We start from the raw sequence: 26,062 nt of genomic DNA on the forward strand, positions 1-26,062 counted from the left end.
AGCTGGAAACTATTAAAGCGGCTTCTGATCTCATCCTCTTCGCAGCCGAAAACCCCCGCCGCTGATCTCAGCTTCCCCTACACCATCGCCATCCGAATCCAGCTCGATCCGACACGCCTCCCTCGCTCGTTCAAACTTTCGCTGATAAAATAGACTCTTTTCCCAGTGCCCGCTCGCATCGCCCGCTTGCCTGCCAAGCGTCGCATAGATCCCCGCAAGTACTGCGAATACACAAGCCCTCCGCAGGTCACCGGTATCGATCACGTCCGCAAGACCATATTCGCTTGAACTGTCACCAGGCCCCAGTCCAAAATATTTCGTCAATTCAAATGTGACATCTCGTATCTGAGCTGCATAACTAACAATACTGTACCGCACTTCACTGCCCACAACATCACATATTGCCCCATTCTCATCGTCGGCCCTTATCACCGAGATCATCAGCTCCTCCGCTCCAGCGACTTCCACGATCTCGAACACACCGTCGATTCCTTCCTCAGCAGAATACAGATGCACCACCTGCCCCGCTTCAACACCTCCGCTAACAAAATCTGCACCTGCAACCGTAAAACTCGTACCAGCAATGACCCCGCCTTCACCGCCGCATATCGTCTGGCTCACAATACCGCAGTCGCCAAACAAAACCGGCTCATACCGAACCAAGTCAGCATCTCTGCAAATCATCTCCATAGCACACCTCCTCGCAAAAACCTTTCATCAAGCCACCGCCGTGAAAACCATAGAAGCAGTACAACTCATACTCGCCGCCCTGCTCCTATGGCTTGCACGGTTTCCCATGCAAAACCACCGGCCGCTTAAGCCATCCTCCTCAGCCGGACTCCTCCTCGCGTTGCTCCTCCTAACTCGTGCTCAGACCACGAATCAGACCGTGCGCCGCTTCATTCTTCAGCTCCAGCGTATACTCACCGATCAGCTCGCCGCACTCATAGTCACCGCTGCTCGACAAAGGCTTAAAGTGAAAACTCCTGCCCGCCATCGGCAGCACACTGATCCTCGAAGAATCCAGCAGCAGCACACTGTCCATCGGCATCCACCGCGTGGTCACCACCTTGCACACACCGAAGTCGCTCTCGTACATGCTGACCATATCGCGGAACACTGTATCGCTCGCAGCATACTCACGCATACCGCTCAGCATCCCGTTGATCTTCCGCTTCTGGAACCCGCCGCAAACGATCAGATCGACATTGCCGTTGCTGTTCTCCCAGATGCTGCGAAGAATGTAATTGATCTTCTCCTCATCCAGATCCGTACCAGCAGGCAAACCCGCATCGCCCGCCGCAAACACGTTCGTCTCGAGACTCTGAAAAATACCCCGCATCGTCCTGCGAACAGAATTATTGCCCTGAGCATTCGCAACCGGACTGCCGCCGTTGATCACCGTATTCTCCAGATCACGAATAAGCTCACGCAGCCGCTCCTGCTTCTGGTAGTCCATCTCGTCACTGAGCCCGAGCTGACTCGCCGCAAGATCGGTCCCGCTCACTTCAACACCCGCCGTAAATATCTGTGTGAAGTTGCCGCACCGCTTGCGATTGGTAAACCGAACCGCAGGCTTGTCGTCGCCCTCAAGCGCCGCATTACCCAGAATATTGACCACCTGACCGTCCGCTACCGCCTCAGGCGTCGTCCCCGCATACCCTCGAACCACACTCAGCGTATTCCCGCTCACATCCGTCACCAGAATCAGCTCACCAGAACCTTCGATCTGTATCTGGTCGCCCACACGGAACCGAGTCCCGTTCATCACATCGAACGCCGTCTCGCCCGTCGGGTCACTGATCGCCGCATCGTTCACCGAATCCTTGTTCGGCAGCAGCTCATCCTCCAGCCACTCATGATGCGGACTCGTCGCCGCCCTCAGCGGATCGCCCAATGCATCCAGCACCGGTGTCTCATACGGAGACACTATCCCGATCAGATCCGATACATCTTCCGCTATCTCCGGCAGAGTCGTCCCCGCCGAATATGTTGCCTTACCTGTAAACGCCATAATTCAAAACCTCCTCAAATCTCATTCGTAAATACTACATCAACCCGCCGCTGCTGCACCGGGCCCCGGCCCCTGCCGACACCTAAACGAACTTTCGCCTCTCTCGCAGGTACTCCTGCACATCCGATCTCCGCCCGCTCTTCACCGCTCTCTTCGCAAGGTTCTCAAGATTCCCCCTACCGCCTCCTGCCTTCTCACGCACACCTGCAGTCTTCTCCACACCACCTACCCCGCCGAAAAGATAACTCTTCTCACGCCGCATACTCTCGACCACACTCTCCACATCACCGCTCTCATCCTCAGCCAGCTTGCTCTTCGCCATCAACACAGCCGCCTCCAGATCGATCGCCCCTGCCGCACTCAGCTTCCGCGAAAGTTCATGATCGCACTTGATCTCCGCCAGATCTTGTTCAACCTTCGTCTTATTCGCAACCATCTCCCGCAGCTTCGCATCCAGCTCCGCCCTTTCCTGCTCCGCCGCCTGGGCCCGCTTGCGATACTTGATCGCCTCACTCACCGGCACCAGCTTATCATCTTCCTGAGCCTTCCCAGCCTCATCCTCTCTGTTCAACTCATCTGCCTTGCTCATATTTAGCTCCTGCAATTTCCAATATCACAAAATATCTTTCGACATCATCACCAACCACCAAACCTACTCGTATCCAAGCTCCCTGAACACCTGCTCCCGCGGCACACCCAGTTCCAGCTTCGCCTTCGCCTCGTTTATCTTCTCCCCTACATCCACCGGCAGCGGCTCAGGGAAAGTTATCTCAAATTCTCTCTCCTCCCGCGAAGTCTTGTAAACCCCCAGAATATCCAGCGTGCCCAGCACTTTCCTCGCGATCTCCTTCAGGCCCTCACCGTACGTAAACTGCTTCCGCTCCGTCTTCGCCAGCATCCCCATAAACGTCATCTTCAACGCAACACCGCTCGTCAGGTTCCCCAGCTTGTTCTTCAACACACCCGCCACAGCAGGCGTCACCCCGCTCACCTTGTCCATCGCCTCACGTATTTCCGAAATATGCAGATCCTCGCTCGGAGTATGTCCATCACCGCCGAATGCCTCAATGCTCGCATCCAGATTATCCGTACACCACATCTGACCCGGCGACACCGGCTTATCTCCCACCGCCTCGATACCCTTCGCCAGATACATCTTGAACGCCTGGAAAGTGATCCTGCTCGCACGATCGCTAAGCCTTGTATTCAGCTCATCCTGCAGACCCGTCAATTGCTCGACATCACTGATCCCCTCGTAATAATAAGGCTGCGCCAGATTCTGAACATGCACCACCGGAACCTCGCCCAGCAGATTCGCCCCCTCACTAACTAGCTCCTTGTTCTCATACCTCTGCCACCAGTCACGACCGATCACCTCCGTCACCATCGCCCTGTCGCGTTTTCGACCGTCAGTCCCACCACCGAGCATCTTCCAGAAACCGCTATGCTCATCCACGGCATTCTTCTGCTGATAAAAATTCTGCACATAGAACTCTATCTTGCGATAATCATTCTCATCCAGAACAGGCAGCGCTCGCGGAGCCTCTATCAGCTCCAGACCGATACCGGAGGCTGATTCAAGAATTGAAGAAAAAGAAGTGAAAGTAGAAGTGGAGTTTGATGAAGTTGCTCTTCCCCCGCCATTAAGACCTTGCGCCTTTTGCAGGACCTCCGTTCCCGGCCTTACTACACAATCCACAAAGCCGTAGACACTCCCGAGCACTGCCATATCCTGAAAGAAGCCAGCCGCACCGTTCGCCGCAAACACAGTCTTTATGATCTGCTCGAGTTCTCTGCGTTTTGTTGGCTCCGACGCCTTGCTGACAAAATCTATTCCCTTGCCGAAAAGAAAATCCACCATCGCATTGATCCGCCATGCGATATCGTTCTCGATCACAACTTCCTTACGCTCGATCCCGCCGACACGCTTGCCCACAAGACCGTTACCTGCCCCACTGTAGGACATACCCGTAATCCGCGGCGGCAGACCGTACTCCTGACCCTGGACATAATTCTTGCTGGCATCATTCTGTTTCGCTTCAGCGATTCCCGCCGTCCCGATGTCGTACATGGGATTATTATAGTACTCCCACAGCCTTCCGAAATGCTGTCCGATTCCGACCCACTGCTCATCAACCAGCCAGTCAACAAACGACTCGCTCGGCCGAACCTTACCAAAATTTCCAAAATCGAATCCCATGTCCCCGTCCTGCTCTAAAGAAAGTTGTCATCGTTTCGCATTTTGCCAATGCCTTCACCCTTTGCACCAGCTTGCGCCATTGATGTCAAAACAGGACTGACTTAGAATGCTCCTAAATTCGTAACCACCGAATCTGCTTGAAGATAAAATTCTTTAAAACCCCCTCGAACAGCAAGATAGTACATGCGCAATTCGCCCTATACAGACAACGCCAAACTTTTACTAACTGAGAGTCCCCACGCACCACAAGACTTGCCCCCTACGCATCGTTCCGACGCGCTAACAACACCCCCACGACATAAAAAAAGGCGCGCCGACCAACATGACCGACACGCCTTCGATTTCTTTGAACTAAACGGCTATCTAAGCCAGTTAGCCGCAAGCTCTTTCAAGTCATCAATATCAACATCGTTGTCAAAGTCAACATCCGCGTTGCCGCAAGGCGTACTATCAGAACAGTCCGTATCCAGCCAGAACTCACTCAGCAGAGCAATATCCCGGAAATTCACGTTGCCGTCCACATCGATATCACCCCGCATGTGCGGCAGTGCCGTCATTTCGTCAGAATATACACTCTCATTGCCAACTTGATCGACAGCCGTCACGACATAATAATAAGTTGTGCCGTTAACAGCCGTACCATCTCCAAACGCACTGAAAATGGTCCCCGAAGTCAACTGCGAATAACCTGACCCGCTGACCTCACTGCGGTACACGTTATAGCCGGCAAGATCTTCTTCACTGTTGTCGCTCCAATCCAGGCTGACGGAACTATCGTCCGCGGCCGCAGCAACATCCACAGGTGCAGCCGGCGCAGTTACATCTGACTGCACCTCATCAAAAGTGCTTCCATCCACGCCCTGCTGATAAATATAAAGTATCTCTTCGCGAGACAGGCTGCGGTTCCACACAGCCGCATCATCCATATCTCCTTCATACATCCTGCTCGACCAACCGTCATAAGTACCGAGATCCAGATAGTCACTGAACTCCTCAACAGCATGCGAACCGGAACTCACCGCCGACTGGCCGTTGACATAAAGCGTCGCCTTGTCGGGCTCAACCACCAGCGCAATATGGCTCCATTGATTGTCAGGCACCACCAGACCCGACCGCCATCCCCAATAGCCGCCCGTCCAGTGATAGCAAAGCTCATTATTGCCCGCAAAGTTCAGACCGGACTTGTTGTTAGAATCCACACAGATCATGATCCCGCCGTAATCCGGCTGATTACCATGACGCTTGATCCACGCCGACATCGTAACTGTATTACTGTTCAGATTGAGCCTCGCCCCGTAGACTCTGTCATTGTAACCGTCAAAGCGGAAGCCCTCTTCTATCTGACCTGAAATGCCTTTCGTCGCTCCGCTGATAGTACCATTGTTGCCTGCATCCGACACATCATAAACAGTGCTCCCGCTGGCGTCCGCATTGTCCATCGTATAATGCAGCTTCAGACCGTCTGTAAGCAACGTCAGATTAGAACCCGTTGAAAAGTCCCAGACATCACCCTTGACTGTCTCACCATCCAGCACAGAATCAACACGCCAGTAGTATGTCGTCCCGGCACTCAGCACAGCAGAAGCATCAAATATCTTACCGGCCACGGAACCGCGATACTCAGGCGAACTGGTAGTCGCATTCTCGACCGCCGTCGGACTCGTACCGACATATACATCGTAAGTGGCTCCGTCAATTGAAGTGATCCAGTTCAGCAGCGGGCTCGTAATATCCGTCGCCCCATCTACCGGCACAGGTGCCGTCGCCTTGATTCCCTTTATGATACCTTCTATTCCGTCCGCATCGATGGCATAATTGAATATCCGAATATCATCCATTGCACCGTTAAAGTACCGTGTGCTGTGATTACTGTCTCGTCCAACATAAGTCGTACCGGCAAACGCCTGGCTGCCGTGAGCACCGTAATGTGTTGCCGTTTGAGTAGAGCCCCCGGTATTCATATATATCGTTGCCTTCGTCGGCTCGACAACAAGCGCAACAAAGCTCCACTGCCCAACAGGCGGAACAAGCCCCGAACTCCAGCTCCAGTTACCGCCGTCCCAGTGATATCTAAGCTCACCGCCGCTTGCGAAATTCAAACCTGCCGCATCCTGCGTCCTGTTGAACACGATGCCGCTCCAGTCATTAGGCGTAGAGGAAGGCTTGACCCACGCGGTGATAGTAACCTTGTCACTGTTCAGATTCAGTCCATCCAGTTCTATACAGTCATCCGTCCCGTCAAGTTCAAGTGCTGTACCAAACTTGCCCGCTACCGAGGCATTCGAAAAAGACGCTCCGCCGGCCAGCGTTCCATCATTGCCGAACCTGCTCAGGTCACCGGCAACCGTACCGCTCGTCTCATCCAGCGGATAGTATCCCTTCAATGTGTTGGCCAGATCGACATACACAAGCGCAACACCCGTTCCGTAATTGCCCGCCGAATCCTTAACCGTATAGTAGAAGTAATCAACCTCATTGAACGCATTCGCAGGGGCCGTATAGACCAGCTCATCACGACCATCGCCTCCCGTCCCTGCAGACAGCGTCACCGTGCCTCCCTTTGACGAAGTAGAATCAAAACTGTCAAGCGAGATCGACTGAGCGTTAACATCAAAATCATTCGCCATAACATCGATCGCAACAGATTCGCCCGCCGTAGCCTGGCTCACGAAATCCAGTGCCGCATAAGGCCCGAAGTCTATGGTATTGTACGTCCCGACATTCTCAAATATGCTCAGCCTGGAATCCCTATGGTTGAATATCGACTCCACAGCCGGCCCATTGAACCTGCCGTACTGATTACCGCAGTTTATCGTCGGCCCCTCAGGACTGTTCGCATGATAGTCATACACGCTCCAGTTGTGACCCAGCTCGTGCCTCCACACAACATCGAAACTGCCGTCACTGCTGATTCCGTTGACCGAATAAGCGCTGCTCGTACCGATCACACCCAGCCACGCGACACCGCCGCCGATGTTCGGCGTCACACACGCAGCGACATCCCGCTCGGCATCACTTTGGTTCGTATTCCACTCTGTCCGGAACGGATTCAATATCCCCGTCCCTGAATAGTTATAGTAAGGGCAGTGCTGCCGACTTGTCCGAATGATCACCCGTCCGATAGCTGGCATCAGCAGAGCGTCCTGCAGATACTGAACCTTCAGACACACTGTTGAGAACTCGACCATCTCGAAACATGCATCTACGCTGTTCATCCTGTCATAATATCTGTAGTCACAATCGAATCCGACATCGAACTTATAAGTGTCCGTCCCCCACTTGCCGGGCGTAACGCTCGGCTTGCTCGGCATCTTGAAAGACTCCGCACCCGTCCCGCGTGTCCCCGTCACACTGCTGCCGTAAGTGTACCACGTCGCACCGCGGTCAAAATACACCCGCGCCTTCAAAACATTATTGCTCTTGCGGATACCGGCAACAAACGCTCCAGGATACTCGTCAACCGTCCCGACATATGTCCGAACCTCGCCCGCCGTCCACGTATCATATCCTCCGCTGCTGTTCTGCACCAGCACCTCGAAATGATCGCCACGCACGCTCTCCTTGGTCATCCTCAGCGTGATCGTCTCACCACCATAACTCACGTTCTGTGTCAAAGTCGTCGGCGCCGCACCCATAGCGGCCCCCGAAACGATAACGATCAACAGAACCATCAGTGCAGACCTGAAAAACACATCACTCTTCAACATACTCTTCTCCTGATAAAAAAACACACACTATTAAAAAAACGTCCGCGCAGAAGAGATCACAGAGAGCTATCCACGAATCGCCCTGAAGCACCCAAGAAAAAAACGATGTGCACTCCTCACCCCTGACTCATACCACACATAAGTTTTGCACACTCTGTCACCCAAGACAAAATATCTCCATGACCGCACAAACACGCGGCAAGATCACTCAATCTTCACGGTAACTTATTATACAAAATCACCCTTACTAATTAAAGAAAAATCATCTCTGGCACCACTGAGCATTTTAGACCTCAAAAAAAAGAGCCCGGTAAAGTGGAATCACCGGACTCGCAATACACCCTTTGTCCTTGCTAGTCAAGCCAGTCTGCTGCGAACATCATCAAGTCGTCCATGTCCACATCTGCATCGCCATCCATATCAGCTCCACCGCACAAACCGCAATCCTGCATCAGCCAGTTGCCGCTAAATAACGCAAAATCCTCAAAATCGACAGCGCCGTCAATATTTACATCTGCCTTAGTACGTGACCTAACGATCAGCTTTGGCCTATATGATTCATTTACGTTCTCCTTGCTCGCGAAATCCAGCCAGTAAGACGACCCCGCCGTCAGTGAATCGATATGGAACGTTGCAACCTTATTCGCGTTCATCGCCTGATTTACCAGCGAAGTAACATTCAGGGTGTAAGACTGATTTTTTACCAGATAGTTGCTCCAGAAGCGCACCTCCAGCCCGCTCCCCACAGACCTATCATTCCAGGTTATCCCTCCTTCGTCCCAGTCATCTCCCGAATCATCGACCAGCCGTACCCGCAGCATCACCCCGGAAACCGTCGCCGTCGGCGTCAGCACCAGCTCAGCATTTTCAACGGCCCCATCAACCTGACCGTTATAATCGAACCGCAGATACATATGCCTTTCATAACTCTCCCCGTCATGCTTGACTGTCATCGTATCATCAAAACCAAAATTATTTTCAGCATAACTGCCGTCCCGCACATGAGCATCCGCGGGCAGCATCGGCACAGCACTCAGCGTAGGTGCCCCCGAACCATTCTCAGCCGAACAGATATTTAGCGTCCGCTCGCTCGGCTGCTTAACCAGCAAGAAAGTCACCTCCCCATTCGTATCAGCCTCAAGAAATTCCGCCAGCTCAGCACCAGCAACAGTAAACTCCGTCCCCACGACCGTCGAACTCTTGAAGCTTCCTATCTTTGTCGTGTCCTCATCTTCCGCAAAATCAGGAACAAGCGACGCATTGTTGCCCGTCAGCCCCATCTCCGTCCAGTCCGTCCCCAGTTCATCACCGGGTCGACCATCCTTTATCCCCCACACAGTAACCGTCTCATTGCTCGCATCGCCGCCGAAGCACGTAAAGCTCAACTTCGCCTTGCTCGTAAGATCCTTATCGCTTATGTCGAAATGCACCCAACCTGTCCGCGTATAAGTCGAAGAAGCACCCGAATTCGTCCGCTTGATAGTGATATAATCTCGGTCGCCAAAATTGGTCGAGTCAGAACTCCTCACAAACGTATCAGCATCGGATTCAACTGTCCACACAGGCGGCATCTCATAACCCAACTGCAGCAGCACAACGCCCGTCGCCCTCTGACCGCTGCTGTCTTCGACTTCGTAACGAAAATAATCGAACTCCGCCAGCCCATCGCTCGGCGTAACGGTATACAGTATCTCGTCACAACCGCCAGGTCCTGTCCCGCTGCTAATCCCAACGCTCCTCCCCGCATTCGACGTACTGTCGCAGGAAAGTATCGACAGAGTATCCCCGTTCGCATCAAAGTCGTTCGCCAGAACATCTATTACCTCGACATGTTCCTCTCCCACATCCACAGCGATCTTCGCCGGAACATCCAGCGCCGCATAAGGCGGAATGTCGATGCTCGTATACACGCCCACATTGTCCAACGCCCACTTCTTATAATCACGATGTCCCAGAATCGACTGCACCTCCGGCCCCGAGAACCGCCCGTAAGCATTGCCGCAATTGATCGTCGACCCCTCCGGACTGCCCGCATGATAATCATGCACCGACCAGTTGTGCCCAAGCTCGTGCCGCCAGACAATATCAAAACTGCCGTCACTCGCCAGCCCGTTAACCGAATACCGCACCGAACTGCCGATCACGCCAACCCACGCAACACCCCCGCCGATCGCAGGCGTCGCCAGCGCAGCCGCATCATATGTCGTATCCGGCGAATGGTTATAGTTCCACTCATCCTTGAACGGATTCAGAAGCGCCGTCCCCGTAATCCCGTCATAAGGACAATGCGCCTGCGATGCCCTGATCACAACCCGCCCCAATGCAGGCCTAAGCAAAGCATCCCGCATATAGATCGCCTTGACCTGACAAACCGAAAACTCCACAAGCTCCACGCACTTCTGAACATCGTACCCCCGCCTACTGTAATATCTGTAATCGCAATCGATCCCCACATCGAACCGATAAATATCGCTCCCCGCCTTACCTGGCGTTACCGTACCCATCGTCGGCAGACAGAAACTTTCCGCATTGCCTCCCCGCGTTCCAGTCACATACGCCCCCGACGTAAACCACGTATACCCCCTGTCAAAATATATCCGCGTCTTGAGCGTCCCGTCCGACAGCTTAACCCCGGCAACCATCGCATCCGGATACTCATCCACTGTCCCCATATAAGTCCGAACCTCACCTGCATCATAGCTGCTGTACGAACCGTCCGAACCCTGCACCAGAACCTCAAAATAATTCCCCCGAACAGTCTCTTTAGTCAGCCGAAGTGTGATTGTTTCACCATAACGACTGACACTCTGCACAATACTGTCCGGCAAAGCACCGAAAACTGCCCCCGACAAAAAAACGATCGCACCCAAAACAAACTGAAAAAAACTATGTTTTCGCAAACCCAGCTCCTGATTTAAACTTATCACTTTACCCATAGCACCATGTAACGTCATAAGGTCGGTGAAACTCTACCAGGTTTTTCTCAGATTCAACAAAATTCACCATCTTCTGAAATAATTATTACCCATGTAATTCAACAAGTCCCTGCAGCATACGCATAAAAAAGGCGTGACAACCGAAATCGCCACGCCTGATGTCATCAATAAAAATTGGGACTTACTGATTAAGCCATTCTACAGCTATCGCACTCAAATCGTCAAAGTCCACATATCCGCTATCATCCGTATCGGCTTCACCGCAAGGCACCACGGAACAATCCTGCAGCCAGTACTCACTCAGCATAGCCAGGTCACTCAGGTCCACAAAACCGTCTGCGTTTACATCACCAGCAGTATGGGCGGCCGCCCCAACCTCATTCGAGAACTCCGACTCCACACCGCCGCTGTCCGTGGCCGTAACAACGTAATAATATTCTATACCGTTAACAACTGTCCCGTCAGAATACATACTCAATACAGCAGTCGGAGCTATTACCTCATAACCGCTGCCGCTCGTCGTACTTCGATAAACGGTATATGTCGGGTAACCAGCCCCGTTCTCCCAGTCCAGATTTATCCATCCGTCTCCAGCCGTCGCAGTCAGCCCAACAGGAGCATCGGTCTTCTCAGCTAATTCATAAAACAACTCATGGACAGCATCACCGCCAAGCGCCCTGTCATAAATTCGAACCTCATCGATAACACCCTGGAAATGCTTATTGTTATCACGGATATCCGCCCCGACGCCGACACCAATACCGCCATTCAGGTCCCGAACGGACCCGCTCCCGCTGCCTGAAAGACTTCCATCGATGTAAATGAAACCGTCATCGCCGTCACGTACTGCCGCAACATGATGCCACTCGCCGTCATTGACCGTCTCGCTCGAACTGAAGCTGAACTGATATCCCATGTTGCCGTAAACAAAGAAACTGACTCGGCCATCATAATTGACCCTGACAGCATACTGCCCGTTAAAACCGCCGTTTCGCTGCTGAACGATCACCTGATCCTTCGAAGCACTGGTCTTGATCCACGCCGAAACCGAAAAATCCGTCTTGCCCGACAACGAAGGCCCGGTCCCGAATCTGACCGCATCATTCACACCATCAAAACTCAGCGCCCCGCCGTCAACACCCTGCGTCCAAACCGCACCGGAAACAGTACCGTCGTTATTACCTCCACTCGAATCATCAGCAACCGTACCGTCGCCATCATCGAGCTTCCAGTAACCCGTCATCCCCAGCGCCGACCCGGTCGTAAACTCCCATATCACACCACTAATAACGCCCTCACTGGTCACCGTATCCACACGCCAGAAATACTGCGTATTAGTTTCCAGCAGTTCGAACACATCAAAGACCGCATCCGTCACCTGGCCCCGATATTCCGGCGAATCGGTCCCAGCCGCTGCAACTGCAGTAGCATCCGTCCCGAGATAGACATCATAACCCAGAACATCCGCAGCCTGCACCCAGCTCAAATATGTCTCGCCTACGTTAGTAGCGCCATCCAGAGGAGAAGGACATTCAACCTGCCCGCCGGCGATCACCGACCCGATCTCGTCCGCATTCATTGAATAGTTATACACCCGAACATCATCAACTGAACCCTTGAAATGCCGCGATCCACTGTTGCTGTCCAGACCGATGTACGTCGTACCGCCGAACGATTGCACGCCGTGCGAATTTACATTCGTCGCGGATTGAACCGTTGCACCATCACTAAGATATATCGTCGCCCGATCAGGTTCGACCACCAGCGCGACAAAGTTCCACTGACCTACCGTAGGCACCAGACCGCTGTTCCAGCCCCAGTTCGTACCATCCCAGTGATACCGCAGCTCACCGCCGGTACCGAAGTTCAAACCCGCCGCGTTCTGCGATCTGTTGAACACGATGCCGTTCCACCCGGTAGGCGAACCGTTGGGCTTGACCCACGCAGTTATCGTAACTGTATTGCTGTTCAGATTCAGACTGGATATTTCGATGTGATCGTCCACACCGTCAAGATCCAGACCACCGCCGAATACACCCGCAACGGAATCAGCATCGAACGAAGCTCCGTTAACAAGCGAACCGTTATTATCAAAGATGCTCACATCATCCGCAACCGTGCCCGACATCTCATCCAGCGGATAATAACCCTTGATCGTATCATCGAGATCGACCGACATGATCACATACCCCATTGCTGTCCTGCCGCTCTCATCGACGATGCTGTAAGTGAACTTGTCCTCTCCAACCGAATTTGTCGGCGGCGTATAGATCAGCTCATCACGTCCGTCAGGACCTGTCCCAGCCGAAAACACAACCGAACCTCCATTAGGCGACTCCTGCTGAAAATCACTGATCGCTAACTGGTCGTTGTTCGCATCATAGTCATTGCCCAGCACATCCAGAGCGACCGAACTTCCAACCAGCGCCGTCGCCATATCAAGATTCGCATAAGGCGGCACAGGATAACCGTAAGCACCGATGTTCCTGATATCCACCCCGCCGCTTACTTTGTTCCGTCGGCAGTTCATTATTCTTGTAGCAGAAGCGTTGGACACACGAGAGATACCAACATTGTTACCATTCATCATGGTCGCACCTTCTCTGCCGCCGCCGTCCCAATCACCGGCACCCATATTATGACCAACCTCGTGACGTCCAACATGCCACCAGTTGTAATCACCGTTCCAGCCGTTGAAGCTTCGCCCCGCCCAGTCGATTCCGCCATAATCACATACGAACGCAACACCTCCGCCGACTGAGCCAACCATCGTGATAAAGTGATGATCAGCATCCGGGAACAACTGCTCAAAATAAGAATTAGCGTTCCACCAGTCCACTCCCCACTGCGCACTGCTGCGATCCACCCCCGCATTACTCTGCCGATATACAACCTTGCCCAGTTTCGCTTCGGCAAGAATATCTCTTACGTAGAGCCCGTTGTAATGACCAACAGCATTCTCAGCCTTACGCACATAGCTCAGCAGATTCGAAAAATTCGCAGCGTCCACATACTCCACCAGAACGTCTGTGCCAAAATCCATCTGGTAAACCGTCTTGTAGTAATCATCCAGATTGGCCGCCGGCAACGTAAAAGATGCCCCCGGATAAACAGTACCCGCAGGCTGAACAGGCGTTCCCCCGATCTCCGTAAAATTGTTCACAGCACCCGCAGTATCGTCCCTCTCATATGGCGGATCATACCACCAGTCATATGCCGCCCCCTTGAACACATGATATCTCAGGTCCCCGTTCACCATCAGCGTCGCTTCGACATAACTGTCCGGCTCCTCCTCACACCAGCCGCGATATGTCCGCACCGGGCCCGGATCCAGAGGGATCTGAGTCACCCCGTCCGTGTCCAGCAGCACAACTTCGAAATTCTCACCTCGCATATTATATCTGTCGAGGTTGAAAGTAAGAACCTCCCCGCCCCGCTCAACTTCCACACGCATAAACTCGGGAGGGTTAGCCGGATCAACCGCAAAAACAGCCGATCCAAAAACAAAAAGCATTACAAAACCGGCAACTAGCACTTTCGAAAAACTGCTGCGGCTAAACCTTTTCATCACACGATTCCTGAAAATAAACACTCGATCACTCAAAATCAGAACACAGCCGCTCATCACGGACACAAAAACACCGCCCGTATCAGCCAGGATCTGAAACTAACTCACTTCTTCACGTTTCCCATCCACTTAATTATAGGATTTTTTCTTTCAAAATACAAAAAAACTATCTCCTCAAACCCTGAACAGTAAGCCCATAACGGCTTTCGCAGCTATATCGCACCCCAAACGCTTTAATACACACACACCAAAAACACCTCATTTACAACCCCCGCCCAACTCGCTACAATACCCCGATGCAGCCCAAAAAACATGAAAAACCGGACATCAACCTCACCACGCCCATCCAGTTCGCAAAGGGCGTCGGCCCCGAACGCGCAAAAACCTTCGCCCAGCTCGGCGTCGACACACTCGGCGACCTCCTCGAATACTTCCCACGCGACTACGACTTCCTCCCCGAGCCAGTCAAGATCGACCAGATCAAACCCAAACAGGAAATCTGCACCGTCGGCATCGTCGAAGACACCTCCTTCCTCCGCTTCAACCGCCCACCCATGTTCAAGGTCACCATCGCCGACGAAACCGGCTTCCTGCCCATCGTCTTTTTCAACGGCGGATACCTCGCCAAACAGCTCGAACCGGGCAAGATCCTCGTCGTCCACGGCAAAACAGGTATCTACAAACACCGCCTGCAGATGAACAACCCAAAATTCCAGATCCTCGACGAGCAAGCATCTGCCGATCCCGCAAATCTCGGCGGCCCAAAATACCCTGCCACCGCAAACCTTTCCTCGCGCCAGATCCGTTCCATCATCCGCCCCCTCCTGCCCGAACTCACCTCCCACATAAAAGAACTCTACCCCGAACCGCTCCGCAAGAAACTCGAACTCATCCCCCGTACCCAGGCATACCGCCAGATACACAACCCCACCGACGAGGACCACCTCGCCCAGGCGCGCCGCCGGCTCAAATACGACGAACTCTTCCTCATGCAGCTCGGCCTCGCCCTCAAACGCTACCAGGCCCGACACACCGCACCCGCAACACCCATGCACACAACAGACACCATCGACAGCCGCATCCGCGCCCGCTTCCCCTTCCTGCTCACCGAGGACCAGAACGCCGCCATCGAGGACATCGTCAAGGACATGCAATCCGAAACACCCATGAACCGCCTCCTCCAGGGCGACGTCGGCTCAGGCAAAACCGTCGTCGCCGTCTACGCCGCCCTCCTCGCTGTCGCAAACAAAACCCAGGCCGCGATCATGGCCCCAACCGAGATCCTCGCAACCCAGCACTACAACAACATAACCAAATTCCTCAAAGATTCCAACGTCCGCACCGCCCTCATCACCGGCCGAATCTCCGCCGCCGAACGCACCCGCCTCAACACCGACATAAAAAACGGCGACATCGATATCGTAGTCGGCACCGTCGCCCTCCTCAACGAACAGATCGACTTCCAAAACCTCGGCGCGGTAATCATCGACGAACAGCACAAGTTCGGCGTCCACCAGCGCGCAAGCCTGCGAAAAGCAAAAGCGCCACACTGTCTCGTAATGACCGCAACCCCCATCCCCCGCACACTCGCCATGACCGCGTTCGGCGACCTCGACGTATCCGTAATCGAAAACGCCCCGCCCGGCCGAGGCAAGGTCCTCACCAAATGGGTCAAACCCCACGACCGCGCACAGGCCTACGACTTCATCCGCAAACGCCTCCGAGCCAAAAAACAGGCCTACTTCGTCTACCCTCGCATCGAATCAGACGACGAATCCGCCGAGATCCGCTCAGCAACCCAGGATTACGAACTCCTCAGCAAAAAGATCTTCCCCGATTACAACGTAGCCCTCCTCCACGGCCAGATGCCCGCCGACCAGAAAGAATCCGTCATGGCTGACTTCCGCGCAGGCAAGCTCGACATCCTCGTATCCACCGTCGTCATCGAGGTCGGCGTAGACGTCCCCAACGCCACCATCATGGTCATCGAACACGCCGACCGCTTCGGCCTCGCACAGCTCCACCAGCTTCGCGGCCGCATCGGTCGTGGCCAGTCAAACTCCTACTGCCTCCTATTCGCCGACACAGACAGCGAGATCGCACAATCCCGTCTCGAAATGATGACCAAATCAAACAACGGCTTCGAGATCGCAGAACACGACCTCAAACTCCGCGGCCCCGGTGAACTCTTCTCCACCCGTCAGCACGGCCTGCCCGACCTCAAGATCGCAAACATCATCGAAGACTTCGACCTGCTGACCCTCGCACGCAAAAACGCCTTCGACCTCATCAAAACTGACCCGCTCATCCAGGACCCCGACCACAAACAGATCCGCGAAGAACTCATCAAAAAATTCGGCACCAAACTGGGCCTCGTAGACGTAGCTTAAAATAAGCCTGTCAGCAATGGTACCCAGTCAAGCTTAAAAAGCCCGCACAGAAACCCTCAAGGCCCGTACGCCGGAAACGTCAGATAGAAAGTCGAGCCCGCCCCTTCTTCCGACTCCACCCAGACCTTACCCCCATGCCTCTGCATGATCCTTTTGACGATTGACAACCCCAACCCCTCACCCCTGCTGGCATGATCCGGTATCAACCTGTGAAATATCTCAAAAACCCTCTCCCTGTTTTTTTCACTGATGCCCACCCCATTATCCGAAACCCGGTACAGACACTCCGCACCGCAGTTCTCTCCTGCAATTTCGATCTCCGCCTTCCGCTCTGGGTGACAGTACTTCAGCGCATTATCTATAAGATTCGAAAACACATGATTCACCTGCTCAGCATCGCCCCAACAGCTCGGCAGATCTTCTACATGTATTTGAGCGCCTGCCTCCCTAAGCTGATACCGCATCGACTCAAGAATATCATTCACTATATCCTTCGGCTCGATCTGCTGCCAAACAAGTTCAACCTTACCCAGCCGCGACAACCTCAGCAATCCGTTCAGCAGCATATCGATCTTCTGCACACTCGCGTCGATATAATGAAGTGAAAGCTCAACGTTCTCTCTCAACTGAGCTGCCTCCTCTGCCTGCTCCCCCTCCAACTGCAACTCTTCCAAAATCTCATGATAACGCTCACAATTGTCTTTCAATTCCTCTCCAAATCCCTTCAGATTCACCAGAGGCGACTTCAGATCATGACTTGTCACATAAAGTATGCTCTCCAACTCAGCATTTTTCGACCGCAGCTCATCCAGCCGCCGCCGCAATTCAGGATAATAGCTCTTCCGGGTGCTCCTCTCACCAAGACCCAGTATCTTCTCCCGCAGCTCCTCCCATGATTTGCGATCACATTGCTCGCTCATATATCATCTCTACTTCCTGCCTCGTAGGCTTACGCGGATTGGTCACGATTGTCGCATCCTTCATCGCCTTATCCGCCATTCCCCCAATATCGTCTTCGCTCACACCGGCCTCCCGCAAACCGCTCGATTCGCCGATATTCCCGAGCAGCTTTCCAACCTCAACACTCATATCTTCCATCCACTCTGCATCATCACCATCAACACCCATCGCCTCAGCAGCCAGCTTGTATTTATCCTCAGCCGCAGCCATATTGTAATCCATGACGTATGGCAGCACCATCGCAGTGCAAACCCCATGAGACACGTCAACAACACCCGCCAGCGCATGAGCCATCGCATGCACAAGACCCAGACTCGCATTCGAAAACGCCATCCCCGCATGCGTACTTGCCAGCATCATGCCTACCGTTGCTTCCATATCATCACGATTCTCGCAAACCTTTTCGAAATAGGTATGTATCAGCTTGATGGCCTCAGTAGCGTGTAGCTCGGTCAAATGGGAACTGCCGTTCGAAACGATAGCCTCGATTGCATGCGCAAATGCATCCATCCCGGTAGCCGCGGTCAACCCCCTGTCCATGGTGCAGGTCGTCTCCGGATCCACCAGCGAAACATCCGGCACCAGTGTCTTGCTCACCAGGCACATCTTCTCCTTTGTAAAGCTGTCCGTTATGACAGCAAACTGACTGACATCCGCCCCAGTACCAGCCGTCGTCGGTACACAGATCAAAGGCGGCCCAGGCTTTCTGATCGTATCCACCCCCGCATAGCCCTTTATATCGCCCCCGTTACTCACCACCACACCGATACCCTTTGCGCAATCAATCACGCTGCCTCCCCCTACCGCAATTATACCGTCACACTCGGCATATTGATATATCTCCACCCCCTTCATAACCTCGTAATCTTTAGGGTTGGGTGTCACATCCGTGTAAACTGCGACATGAAGTCCCGCCTCCTCCAGGCACTCAACTACCTCCCTGCCCCATCCTGCCTCGAATACACCCTCATCACTGACCAACAGCACAGAACTCATACCTGTATTGAATGCGTACCGTGCCGCATACCCCCTGCTGCCTACCCCAAAAACAACTTCAGGACAGACAAACTTGAAAATTGACTCGCCAATCCCCGACATTGTCCTCAGACCTCGCAAATCTGCGAATATGGACGATTTCAAATCCCCGATTGCAAAGCAAAAGCCAGATTTTTCAGCTAACGCCATAATGACCAGCATCAAACCTAGCTACGCTACTAATAAAAAATTAACTCATAAAACGTAATCCAGCAAGCACAATCCACAAATAAAATCTGCAAAATCACTTATTTTTGCAAAAATACTAATATATATCCTGCCAAACCCGAAATACGTATTAAAATTGAAGATTTCAGAAAACCCCTGATGCGCCATCCGCCGTATTACTAATAGTTCTGAACTAAAGATTTCACATTGAGGAAAGGAGAACACCATGAGTTCAAAAGCAATGAAATGGACTGCACTACTGGCGTTGTTGGCGATAATTGCCGTACCCGCGATAGCCGCCGAACACAATCAAGGTAGGTCCGAAAGCACCTACGAAAGGTCGGCCGAGTTCATCCCAAACTACAACACTACCGCGGCCGGACGATGGATAAGGCGAAGCCCAGCCGTTGAACGTCAACAACAGCAGCAGGATCTGCTCGCAGGACCTCGCAAGTTCGTGGGTGATACAGGACGTGCAATAGGTTCGGGCCTGGCAGGTACATGGAAAGCGATTCAATCGCCATTCGTCTCAAAAGAAGATTTGGACGAAGAAACCTATCAGGCAGAACGCGAAGATGAAGCTGAGTTCATCCCGAACTATGACACCACTGCCGCGGGCAGATGGATAAGGGTTAGACGATAGCAACCGGGGGGCACTGGTTCTACCGCTTGGGTGCATTTTCTCACAAAAATACTAGTTGCGCGCAGAATTAATAGAATCCTATCAGAAAAAGAATAACCAGTAGGAGAACTTCACGCTTGGATGGTGCCCTGTGAAACACTATCCAGACATGGTTAAGTTTGCGCTCAAAAAATCGTATTATCCGTCCACCGAGATTATAATCCGTTATTCTCTGCCTCAAATTCTGCCTCACTCAAACCAGTATTGAACTTCAGATCACTAAACTTATATCTACCCAGAAGCTCGCCGTCCCAGTTGAAGCTTATAACATTTAAAGGCACCAGCCGCTCAACATCGAGCTGAACGACCACCCTCGCACGGTCATACCGTTTCTTATCCGGAAGCCTGCCCTCGATCGCGAGACATTTGCGTCCGTCAACGTCCGTGATGCCCAAAAACACTGTCTCCAGCTCACCTTTCTCATCCGCCATCTCATACATCGCAAGCGAATTGGCCATCATCCTTCGAAATCCAAACATCGTCACCGGATACCTGTTCTCCTCCATCGCCTCTTTACAATCGGGCGCTCGCTCTACAGACTTTATCAAACCGAACAAAGTAGTCGGATGCACGACCATATTACCGTCGTTCTCACCCTCGACATAAAGCACCTTGTCAGCCGACCCTGCATTCTTGACCCATTCCATGTAAACAGAAAACGGATCTTCCTTGAACTTGAACCGCACGACCTGCTTTTTCCTCAGCTCACCGTTAACACGCTCATGCTTCATCAGCTTGCCGGTATAATCCCGTATTGTCTCATCGTAATGTTTGATCGCTTTTTTGTACAAAGAGATCTGATCCATCTTCGCCAGCTCGATAATATTCGGATCCACTCCTCCACGCGCATCCTCAGCACTTACGCCTTCGCGTTCGTTCCAGAACTTCAAATGACGTCTCGCACGAACATCCTGCTCACTGCCGGCAAAAACTGCTGCCCCCAATAATAGCAAAAACGCTATGCCAACTTCAACCCCGCCCGACAGGCCAAAACAAAGCGACCGTCTAAAAGTTTCCATATCTCAAACTCCACAATAAAAGACTTGGTTACAACCATTTTACTGTTGCACAGCCGTTTTGTTTGTTAGTTTCCTGTAAATACACTTATTATCAGCAGGCAAAGCTTTCCAAACCAACAAACACAAAAAAAGCCGCCACAGCAGCAACCGTGACGGCCTTAATGTCGCTCTAAACTGATCTATTTATCCTGAGCGCCACCTTTGCTTACTGGCTGCGCGGGACGCTGAGGCATCTGCTGACGAGGATCATACTCCTCGTTCCACTCGATCTCGGCATTCTCAGCAAGATTCTGTATGTAGGTCTGAGCAAACTGGCTCTTGTTCTTCTGCTCTTCCTGGGCCATGATCTGCTCTTTCTCTTCGTCAAACTTGCTCGCATCAGGCGCTTTACGGTCGGTAACCTTGATGATGTGATAACCGAACTGCGTCTCGACAACGTCGCTCACTTCGCCGACTTCCATTGCAAATGCCGCATTCGAGAAAGCAGGCACCATCTTTTCCTTAGTGAAGAATCCGAGATCCCCGCCGCGCTGGCCTGAAGGACAATCAGACTTTTCTTTGGCTATTTCAGCAAAATCGCCGCCGTCTTTGACGTCAGCCAGAATGGCTTCGATCTCTTTCTTCGCCTCAGCCTTAGCAGCCTCATCCTTCTCTCTCGTATCGATTAGAATATGACTAGCTTGGACCTGTACCGGCTGATTCATATAGACCTCTTTGGCCTTTTCCTCACTGACCCCGAGATCCTCTTTCGCGCTGACCTTCTCCATCAGCTTTTCAAAGCCGGTACCGAGCTTTGCTCTCTTGCGGAACTCTTTCTCACTCACACCCGCACGCTCTTCCTGAGCCTTGAGAAATTCCTCAACAGTCATGTTGTTCTGCTCAGCAAGTTCAGCGATCTTCGCATCGATATCCTTCTCGGTAACCTTGATGCCCTCTTCCTCGATCTGCTCTGCGATCAGCTTTTCAGTGATCTTGCCCTGAGCAGCACGAAAACGCATCATATTCTTGATCCTGTCGGTAACCTCACGGCCCATCTTCTTGTACTGCTCAAACTGCGGCTCAAGCTGCTTATCCAGCTCTGCAACCGTGATCGCATCACCGTTAACCGTGGCCATCACCTTGGGACATTCACTTGTCCCGCACTTATCGCAATCTTTGTCGCACTTCTCTTTACCGCCCTCAGGACATTCCTGCTTCTCACAGTCAGCCTTCTTGGTCAGCGGACAAGAACCGCCTTCACATTCTTTGGCCTTTTCGCCCTCGGCAGCAAAAACAGCCGCCTGGCCCACTGCGAACATCAAAACAACAGAGATCACCCAATACTTAAGTCTCATACTTTACCTCTCATTCTAAATTAACATTCCCAAGCTGCCTCAAAAACCTGCATCAGCTTACAGCAGCTCGAACTAACAATTCTGCGATATACAACTTCATAAGTCAAGAAACAAAAACAATTTGCGCCCCCGCCTCAGGCAAACCGCCCCGCACCCGCCATACTGTTGACGATTGGGATTTGGTCTTTTTACTTGCAAAACCCGCTTTTTGTGCATAATTTCTAATGGATTTTCCGTGATTTTCTCACATTATCAGCCTACGTAATCTAGTTGTCGGAATTCCAGAGCAATGAGTACAGAACATTTCCCCCAAAACGTAACAGTTGACAGCAATACCACCCAGATCGTCCCCCGCTACGTCGAAACCGACCAGGGCGGCGTCGTACACCACACCGTTTACCCCATATATTTCGAGGTAGGCCGCACAGAACTGCTCCGCGACAACGGCCTCGCATACAGCGAACTCGAAAAGGCAGGCGTCTTCTTCGTCGTCTCCGACATGACCGTAAAGTACCGTCGCCCAGCGTTTTACGACGAAAAACTCCTCCTGATAACCACCTGCACAAAGACCACAAACGCCCGCGTCGAACACCACTACGAACTCAAACGCGCCGAAACCGGCGTCACCCTCGCAGAAGGCACCACCACCCTCGCCTGCATCGACAAACAGGGAAAGGTCTGCCGAATGCCCGAATTCATGTTCCCGGAAGACTGACACCCCCAACCGGCACAGCATATCTCGATTGACACACCTTTCTCTAGCCGCTGGCCCCAAAAAACCGTTGAAATACCCACCCCTCCCGATATAATGTGTTCGTTATGCCGTATCACGACACCACAACCGAGTCCTTCGGCATGGACGACCTTGGCAACCGCGGCACGGTCGGCCTTCGCGACAACACCACGGATACGTACGTGGTACAGCCTTACGCGGCCAACGAGTACGCCTCCATCGACTCCGTCTCCCTCACCTATGACAACGCAGGCAACATGACCGCCGACCATCGCGGCTTCGAGTACGAGTACGACTACGAAAACCGCCTCGTCAAGGTCACCAACCCCGGCCAAAGCGTCACCGTCGCTGAATTCGACTACGACGCACTCGGCCGACGCATCCGCCGGGGCAAATATGACAGTCAGGGATGGCAAAACCGGCTGTACTACTACAACGACAACTGGCAGGTGCTGGAAGAGTATTCGATAGGTTCTTCTGGCTCGGGTATGGTATGGCGTTGCGTTTACGGCAACTACATTGATGAACCGCTGGTCAGGAGCGGCGGTGCCACCTTCTTCTACATCCAGGATCATCTTTACAGCACGGCTGCACTCTTGAATTATAACGGCAGCATCGCTGAGCGATACGAATACGATGCTTACGGCAATGCCACTATCTGGGACGCTTCATTCTCGACAACCTATGACCGATCCCCGAACTTCAACGAATACACATTCACGGGCCGACGCCTCGACTCACTCCACGCCAACCAGCTCAAGCTGATGTACTACCGCCACCGCTACTACGACCCCCAAATGGGCAGATTCCTGACAAGGGATCCATTGGGGATTGTACCGAACAGCAAGGAAACAGTAATGAGTCCTTACGCTGCTCATTGGTTAGGCCTTAATTTGTTTACTGGCCAAAATTTGTACGAATATACATACTCAGCACCGCTAATTTACCTCGATCCGGCAGGTTTGTTCGGTCAATGTGGTCCGGGTTTTATCGGAGGGATTATCGTCCCAGATGATCCGTGGCCTTTTGGTGGTGCTAATTTCACGGAAGCATGTAAAGCACACGATGATTGCTATGGAGGCGAAGGCCCCAATGGTTGTCGTGCAGATAAGGAAGAATGCGATGATGCCTTCCGCGATGCCATGTATGCTGCATGTGATGCCAAATATGGCGACGAAAAGGACTGGTTTGGGAATCCCAGAGCCGATTGGTGTAAGGAGAAAATTGCGGACACGTATTATGGTGCGGTTGATGATCATGGAGATGCTTCTTGGGAAAAGGGTCAAGAAAATGGCAACTGTCCCGATCCTTGCCCAGGAGCGACGCCGGGTATCGGACCAGGCGGAAATGGTGGAGGTGTAATTAGAGATTTTTAATATTCCACCGCAATTCTACGGGTGTCAACCCGTAGATGAAGTTATCCGCCAAAGGCGGGCGGGCAAAGCCCGAAACGGCTATGCCACGGGTCTTAACCCGTGGTTGTTAACTATGCTCACATTTGTAAGGAAAAAATGATGATATGCACTCGAAATTTGCTTACAGTTGTCGCTTGCTGTGTATTTATTGTTCCAGTGTGCGGTTGCTGGCCAGGAGCGGACTTAATTGGAACGTACGAAAAAGATATTTCCGGAAAGCAGGCATTTTGGGGAGGCTATAGCGAGGGGCAAACTTATGTATTGCTCCATGATATCTTTTTGAAAAGAGATCCTCCTGAAACATATAACAGTAAAATCAGAATGTATGCCGGCGTGCCTCCTCGAGAACTGACTTATTGCGTTAGAGGTCTGATCTATAGCTCTCCGGACAGTATAGAACAGTATAGAGATGCACCCGAAGAATGGCCTCAAATTAAAGGTATCATAAAGGCCGGAACAAAACTTGAGTGTACAAAAATCATTGGTTGGGGTACGTTAATGTGGCCGATGTCGCATACCATTTATGCCACAGTCAAAGATGGGGATTACACAGGCAAGCTAATTGATATTAAGGATCTATCGCTTAGATCACGGGTAAAAATTGGCTTTGATGAAGAATATGTACTGCATCCAAACCCGGATCTGTTGAAAAAAGAAAATGAGGTGAATTAAGAAACTTATATCTGGCATTGAAACTATTTTAGCAATCGACCTGGGCAAGGCCGATAGTTAAGTGCAGCAGTCACAGCGATCCTTTGCGGCGGACTACGACGCACTCGGCCGACGCATCCGCAGGATCAAACACGACATCGGCGAGACCCGGCTGTACTTCTACAACGACAACTGGCAGGTGCTGGAGGAGTACGAGGTGGGTATGCACGGCACATATATGGCGAAGCAATATGTCTACGGCAATTACATTGACGAGGCATTGAAGATGTCCGACGACACAGACTCACACTATTACATACAGGATCACCTCTACAGCCCGGTCGCGCTGCTCGACACCAACGGCAGCACCGTCGAACGCTACGAATACAACGCCTACGGCCAAGCCACCGTCTACACCGACAAGGGCACCGACAATACATGGCTAACCCCCGACGACAACACCTCCACAACAAGCTCGCCCATCATCGCCAACGAATACACATTCACCGGCCGACGCCTCGACTCACTCCACGCCAACCAGCTGCCCCTGATGCAATACCGCCACCGCTACTACGACCCCCAAATGGGAAGATTCCTGACGAGGGATCCAGCTAAATACATAAATGGATTGAATCTGTATCAGTATTGCCAAAGCAGACCTCTCGTTTATGTTGACCCTGCAGGCTTGTTTATTGATGACGTTGTTGGCGGCATAATTGATGGAGGGAGCGAAATCATTGGTGGAATTGGCAAAGGCGTGGTCGATATTGGTGGCGGTGTCATTGGTGGCGTAGTAGACATTGGAGGCAGCCTGATAGAGATTGCACCGGGAGTAATCGGCAAGGTTTGGAACTCTCCGAACACCGCAATTGGACTTGGATTTGGCTTTATAGGCGTAGGTTTCGGCGGAGAGTGGCCGCATTTTGGGCACAATGGTATTAACTTCACTTATTCGCCATGGACTGAAGAGGCAACTGCAATAACATTTGGCAACTCTATGATTTACGGAGAAGGCTGCGGTAAACAAGGTGAAGAGGGCGGAACAAACTTCCGGCCACTCCCATGGTTGCCAACATATGGTAATCATGAAGAGCAACACACCTATCAAGGAGAAATATTAGGGCCTTTCTATCTTCCTGCCCACGCTATAGACTGGATTATTAATGGTGGTTACGGATGAAGTAAAGGGGTCAGACACCTTTCTATGTAAACCTCTGCTATGAAAAGACTTATAAACGGCCAAGTTGCCA

At 52.3% G+C, this 26,062-nt stretch carries 17 protein-coding genes; 6 read left to right on the top strand and 11 right to left on the bottom strand.

The features are described 5' to 3' along the window. Positions 1–30: 30 nt before the first annotated feature. The 7 genes from STSP2_RS01245 to STSP2_RS01275 all read right to left on the bottom strand — a co-directional run bounded on the left by STSP2_RS01245 (position 31) and on the right by STSP2_RS01275 (position 14,425). Positions 31–690 (bottom strand): hypothetical protein, encoded by a 660-nt coding sequence (locus STSP2_RS01245; protein WP_146659091.1) that lies wholly within the window; start codon positions 688–690, stop codon positions 31–33. A 169-nt stretch (positions 691–859) separates the two neighbouring features. Next, positions 860–2,014 carry an SU10 major capsid protein gene (locus STSP2_RS01250; RefSeq protein WP_146659093.1) on the bottom strand — a complete coding sequence of 385 codons (1,155 nt, stop codon included), beginning with the start codon at positions 2,012–2,014 and terminating at the stop codon, positions 860–862. Positions 2,015–2,096: 82 nt separating this feature from the next. Continuing rightward, a complete protein-coding gene (locus STSP2_RS01255; RefSeq protein ID WP_146659095.1) occupies positions 2,097–2,603 on the bottom strand; it encodes a hypothetical protein in 507 nt (168 codons plus the stop codon). 63 nt (positions 2,604–2,666) lie between these two features. Next, positions 2,667–4,214, bottom strand: a complete 1,548-nt coding sequence (locus STSP2_RS01260; protein WP_146659097.1) for a phage portal protein — start codon at positions 4,212–4,214, stop codon at positions 2,667–2,669. Between the two features lie 359 nt (positions 4,215–4,573). Then, on the bottom strand, positions 4,574–7,921 hold the full coding sequence (locus STSP2_RS01265; RefSeq protein WP_146659098.1) for a LamG-like jellyroll fold domain-containing protein: 3,348 nt from the start codon (positions 7,919–7,921) through the stop codon (positions 4,574–4,576). A gap of 353 nt (positions 7,922–8,274) precedes the next feature. Then, positions 8,275–10,734 (bottom strand): CBM96 family carbohydrate-binding protein, encoded by a 2,460-nt coding sequence (locus tag STSP2_RS01270; RefSeq protein WP_205847956.1) that lies wholly within the window; start codon positions 10,732–10,734, stop codon positions 8,275–8,277. 304 nt (positions 10,735–11,038) lie between these two features. Then, complete coding sequence (locus STSP2_RS01275) at positions 11,039–14,425, bottom strand: LamG-like jellyroll fold domain-containing protein (protein WP_169852891.1); 3,387 nt, start codon at positions 14,423–14,425, stop codon at positions 11,039–11,041. 260 nt (positions 14,426–14,685) lie between these two features. Here STSP2_RS01275 and recG point away from each other — a divergent pair, with 260 nt between their 5' ends. Continuing rightward, the gene (gene recG, locus STSP2_RS01280; RefSeq protein ID WP_335633133.1) at positions 14,686–16,815 is read left to right on the top strand and encodes an ATP-dependent DNA helicase RecG; all 2,130 of its coding nucleotides are present in this window, start codon (positions 14,686–14,688) and stop codon (positions 16,813–16,815) included. A gap of 56 nt (positions 16,816–16,871) precedes the next feature. Here the strand turns inward: recG and STSP2_RS01285 are convergent, their stop codons facing one another. Together STSP2_RS01285 and STSP2_RS01290 are read right to left on the bottom strand one after the other, a co-directional pair. After that, positions 16,872–17,735, bottom strand: coding sequence for a sensor histidine kinase (locus STSP2_RS01285; protein ID WP_146659106.1), 864 nt, complete (start codon positions 17,733–17,735; stop codon positions 16,872–16,874). Then, positions 17,719–18,873 carry an iron-containing alcohol dehydrogenase gene (locus STSP2_RS01290; RefSeq protein ID WP_146659108.1) on the bottom strand — a complete coding sequence of 385 codons (1,155 nt, stop codon included), beginning with the start codon at positions 18,871–18,873 and terminating at the stop codon, positions 17,719–17,721. Before STSP2_RS01290 ends, STSP2_RS01285 begins: the two co-directional genes overlap by 17 nt. Positions 18,874–19,204: 331 nt before the next feature. Between STSP2_RS01290 and STSP2_RS01295 the strand changes: the two genes are divergently transcribed. Next, a complete protein-coding gene (locus STSP2_RS01295; protein WP_146659110.1) occupies positions 19,205–19,621 on the top strand; it encodes a hypothetical protein in 417 nt (138 codons plus the stop codon). Between the two features lie 194 nt (positions 19,622–19,815). Here the strand turns inward: STSP2_RS01295 and STSP2_RS01300 are convergent, their stop codons facing one another. Together STSP2_RS01300 and STSP2_RS17920 are read right to left on the bottom strand one after the other, a co-directional pair. Continuing rightward, positions 19,816–20,679: a DUF1571 domain-containing protein gene (locus STSP2_RS01300; protein ID WP_146659112.1), complete on the bottom strand. Its 864-nt coding sequence runs from the start codon at positions 20,677–20,679 to the stop codon at positions 19,816–19,818. Positions 20,680–20,858: 179 nt separating this feature from the next. Continuing rightward, positions 20,859–22,013 carry a peptidylprolyl isomerase gene (locus STSP2_RS17920; RefSeq protein WP_146659114.1) on the bottom strand — a complete coding sequence of 385 codons (1,155 nt, stop codon included), beginning with the start codon at positions 22,011–22,013 and terminating at the stop codon, positions 20,859–20,861. 289 nt (positions 22,014–22,302) lie between these two features. Between STSP2_RS17920 and STSP2_RS01310 the strand changes: the two genes are divergently transcribed. The 4 genes from STSP2_RS01310 to STSP2_RS01325 all read left to right on the top strand — a co-directional run bounded on the left by STSP2_RS01310 (position 22,303) and on the right by STSP2_RS01325 (position 25,992). After that, complete coding sequence (locus tag STSP2_RS01310) at positions 22,303–22,728, top strand: acyl-CoA thioesterase (protein WP_146659116.1); 426 nt, start codon at positions 22,303–22,305, stop codon at positions 22,726–22,728. A gap of 104 nt (positions 22,729–22,832) precedes the next feature. After that, positions 22,833–24,122, top strand: a complete 1,290-nt coding sequence (locus STSP2_RS01315; protein WP_146659118.1) for an RHS repeat domain-containing protein — start codon at positions 22,833–22,835, stop codon at positions 24,120–24,122. A gap of 99 nt (positions 24,123–24,221) precedes the next feature. Beyond that, a complete protein-coding gene (locus STSP2_RS01320) occupies positions 24,222–24,833 on the top strand; it encodes a hypothetical protein (protein WP_169852892.1) in 612 nt (203 codons plus the stop codon). 61 nt (positions 24,834–24,894) lie between these two features. After that, positions 24,895–25,992 (top strand): RHS repeat-associated core domain-containing protein, encoded by a 1,098-nt coding sequence (locus STSP2_RS01325; RefSeq protein ID WP_146659122.1) that lies wholly within the window; start codon positions 24,895–24,897, stop codon positions 25,990–25,992. Positions 25,993–26,062: the final 70 nt, after the last annotated feature.

Source organism: Anaerohalosphaera lusitana, from assembly GCF_002007645.1.
Lineage (GTDB): Bacteria > Planctomycetota > Phycisphaerae > Sedimentisphaerales > Anaerohalosphaeraceae > Anaerohalosphaera > Anaerohalosphaera lusitana.

What these genes read in the sequence shown, in the direction of transcription:
- STSP2_RS17920 (WP_146659114.1), bottom strand. Translation starts at nt 22,013, where the DNA reads ATGAGACTTAAGTATTGGGTGATCTCTGTTGTTTTGATGTTCGCAGTG.
- STSP2_RS01255 (WP_146659095.1), bottom strand. Translation starts at nt 2,603, where the DNA reads ATGAGCAAGGCAGATGAGTTGAACAGAGAGGATGAGGCTGGGAAGGCT.
- STSP2_RS01260 (WP_146659097.1), bottom strand. Translation starts at nt 4,214, where the DNA reads ATGGGATTCGATTTTGGAAATTTTGGTAAGGTTCGGCCGAGCGAGTCG.
- STSP2_RS01300 (WP_146659112.1), bottom strand. Translation starts at nt 20,679, where the DNA reads ATGGAAACTTTTAGACGGTCGCTTTGTTTTGGCCTGTCGGGCGGGGTT.
- STSP2_RS01265 (WP_146659098.1), bottom strand. Translation starts at nt 7,921, where the DNA reads ATGTTGAAGAGTGATGTGTTTTTCAGGTCTGCACTGATGGTTCTGTTG.
- STSP2_RS01285 (WP_146659106.1), bottom strand. Translation starts at nt 17,735, where the DNA reads ATGAGCGAGCAATGTGATCGCAAATCATGGGAGGAGCTGCGGGAGAAG.
- STSP2_RS01315 (WP_146659118.1), top strand. Translation starts at nt 22,833, where the DNA reads ATGCCGTATCACGACACCACAACCGAGTCCTTCGGCATGGACGACCTT.
- STSP2_RS01310 (WP_146659116.1), top strand. Translation starts at nt 22,303, where the DNA reads ATGAGTACAGAACATTTCCCCCAAAACGTAACAGTTGACAGCAATACC.
- STSP2_RS01290 (WP_146659108.1), bottom strand. Translation starts at nt 18,873, where the DNA reads ATGTCGGGGATTGGCGAGTCAATTTTCAAGTTTGTCTGTCCTGAAGTT.
- STSP2_RS01245 (WP_146659091.1), bottom strand. Translation starts at nt 690, where the DNA reads ATGGAGATGATTTGCAGAGATGCTGACTTGGTTCGGTATGAGCCGGTT.
- STSP2_RS01295 (WP_146659110.1), top strand. Translation starts at nt 19,205, where the DNA reads ATGAGTTCAAAAGCAATGAAATGGACTGCACTACTGGCGTTGTTGGCG.
- STSP2_RS01250 (WP_146659093.1), bottom strand. Translation starts at nt 2,014, where the DNA reads ATGGCGTTTACAGGTAAGGCAACATATTCGGCGGGGACGACTCTGCCG.
- STSP2_RS01275 (WP_169852891.1), bottom strand. Translation starts at nt 14,425, where the DNA reads ATGAAAAGGTTTAGCCGCAGCAGTTTTTCGAAAGTGCTAGTTGCCGGT.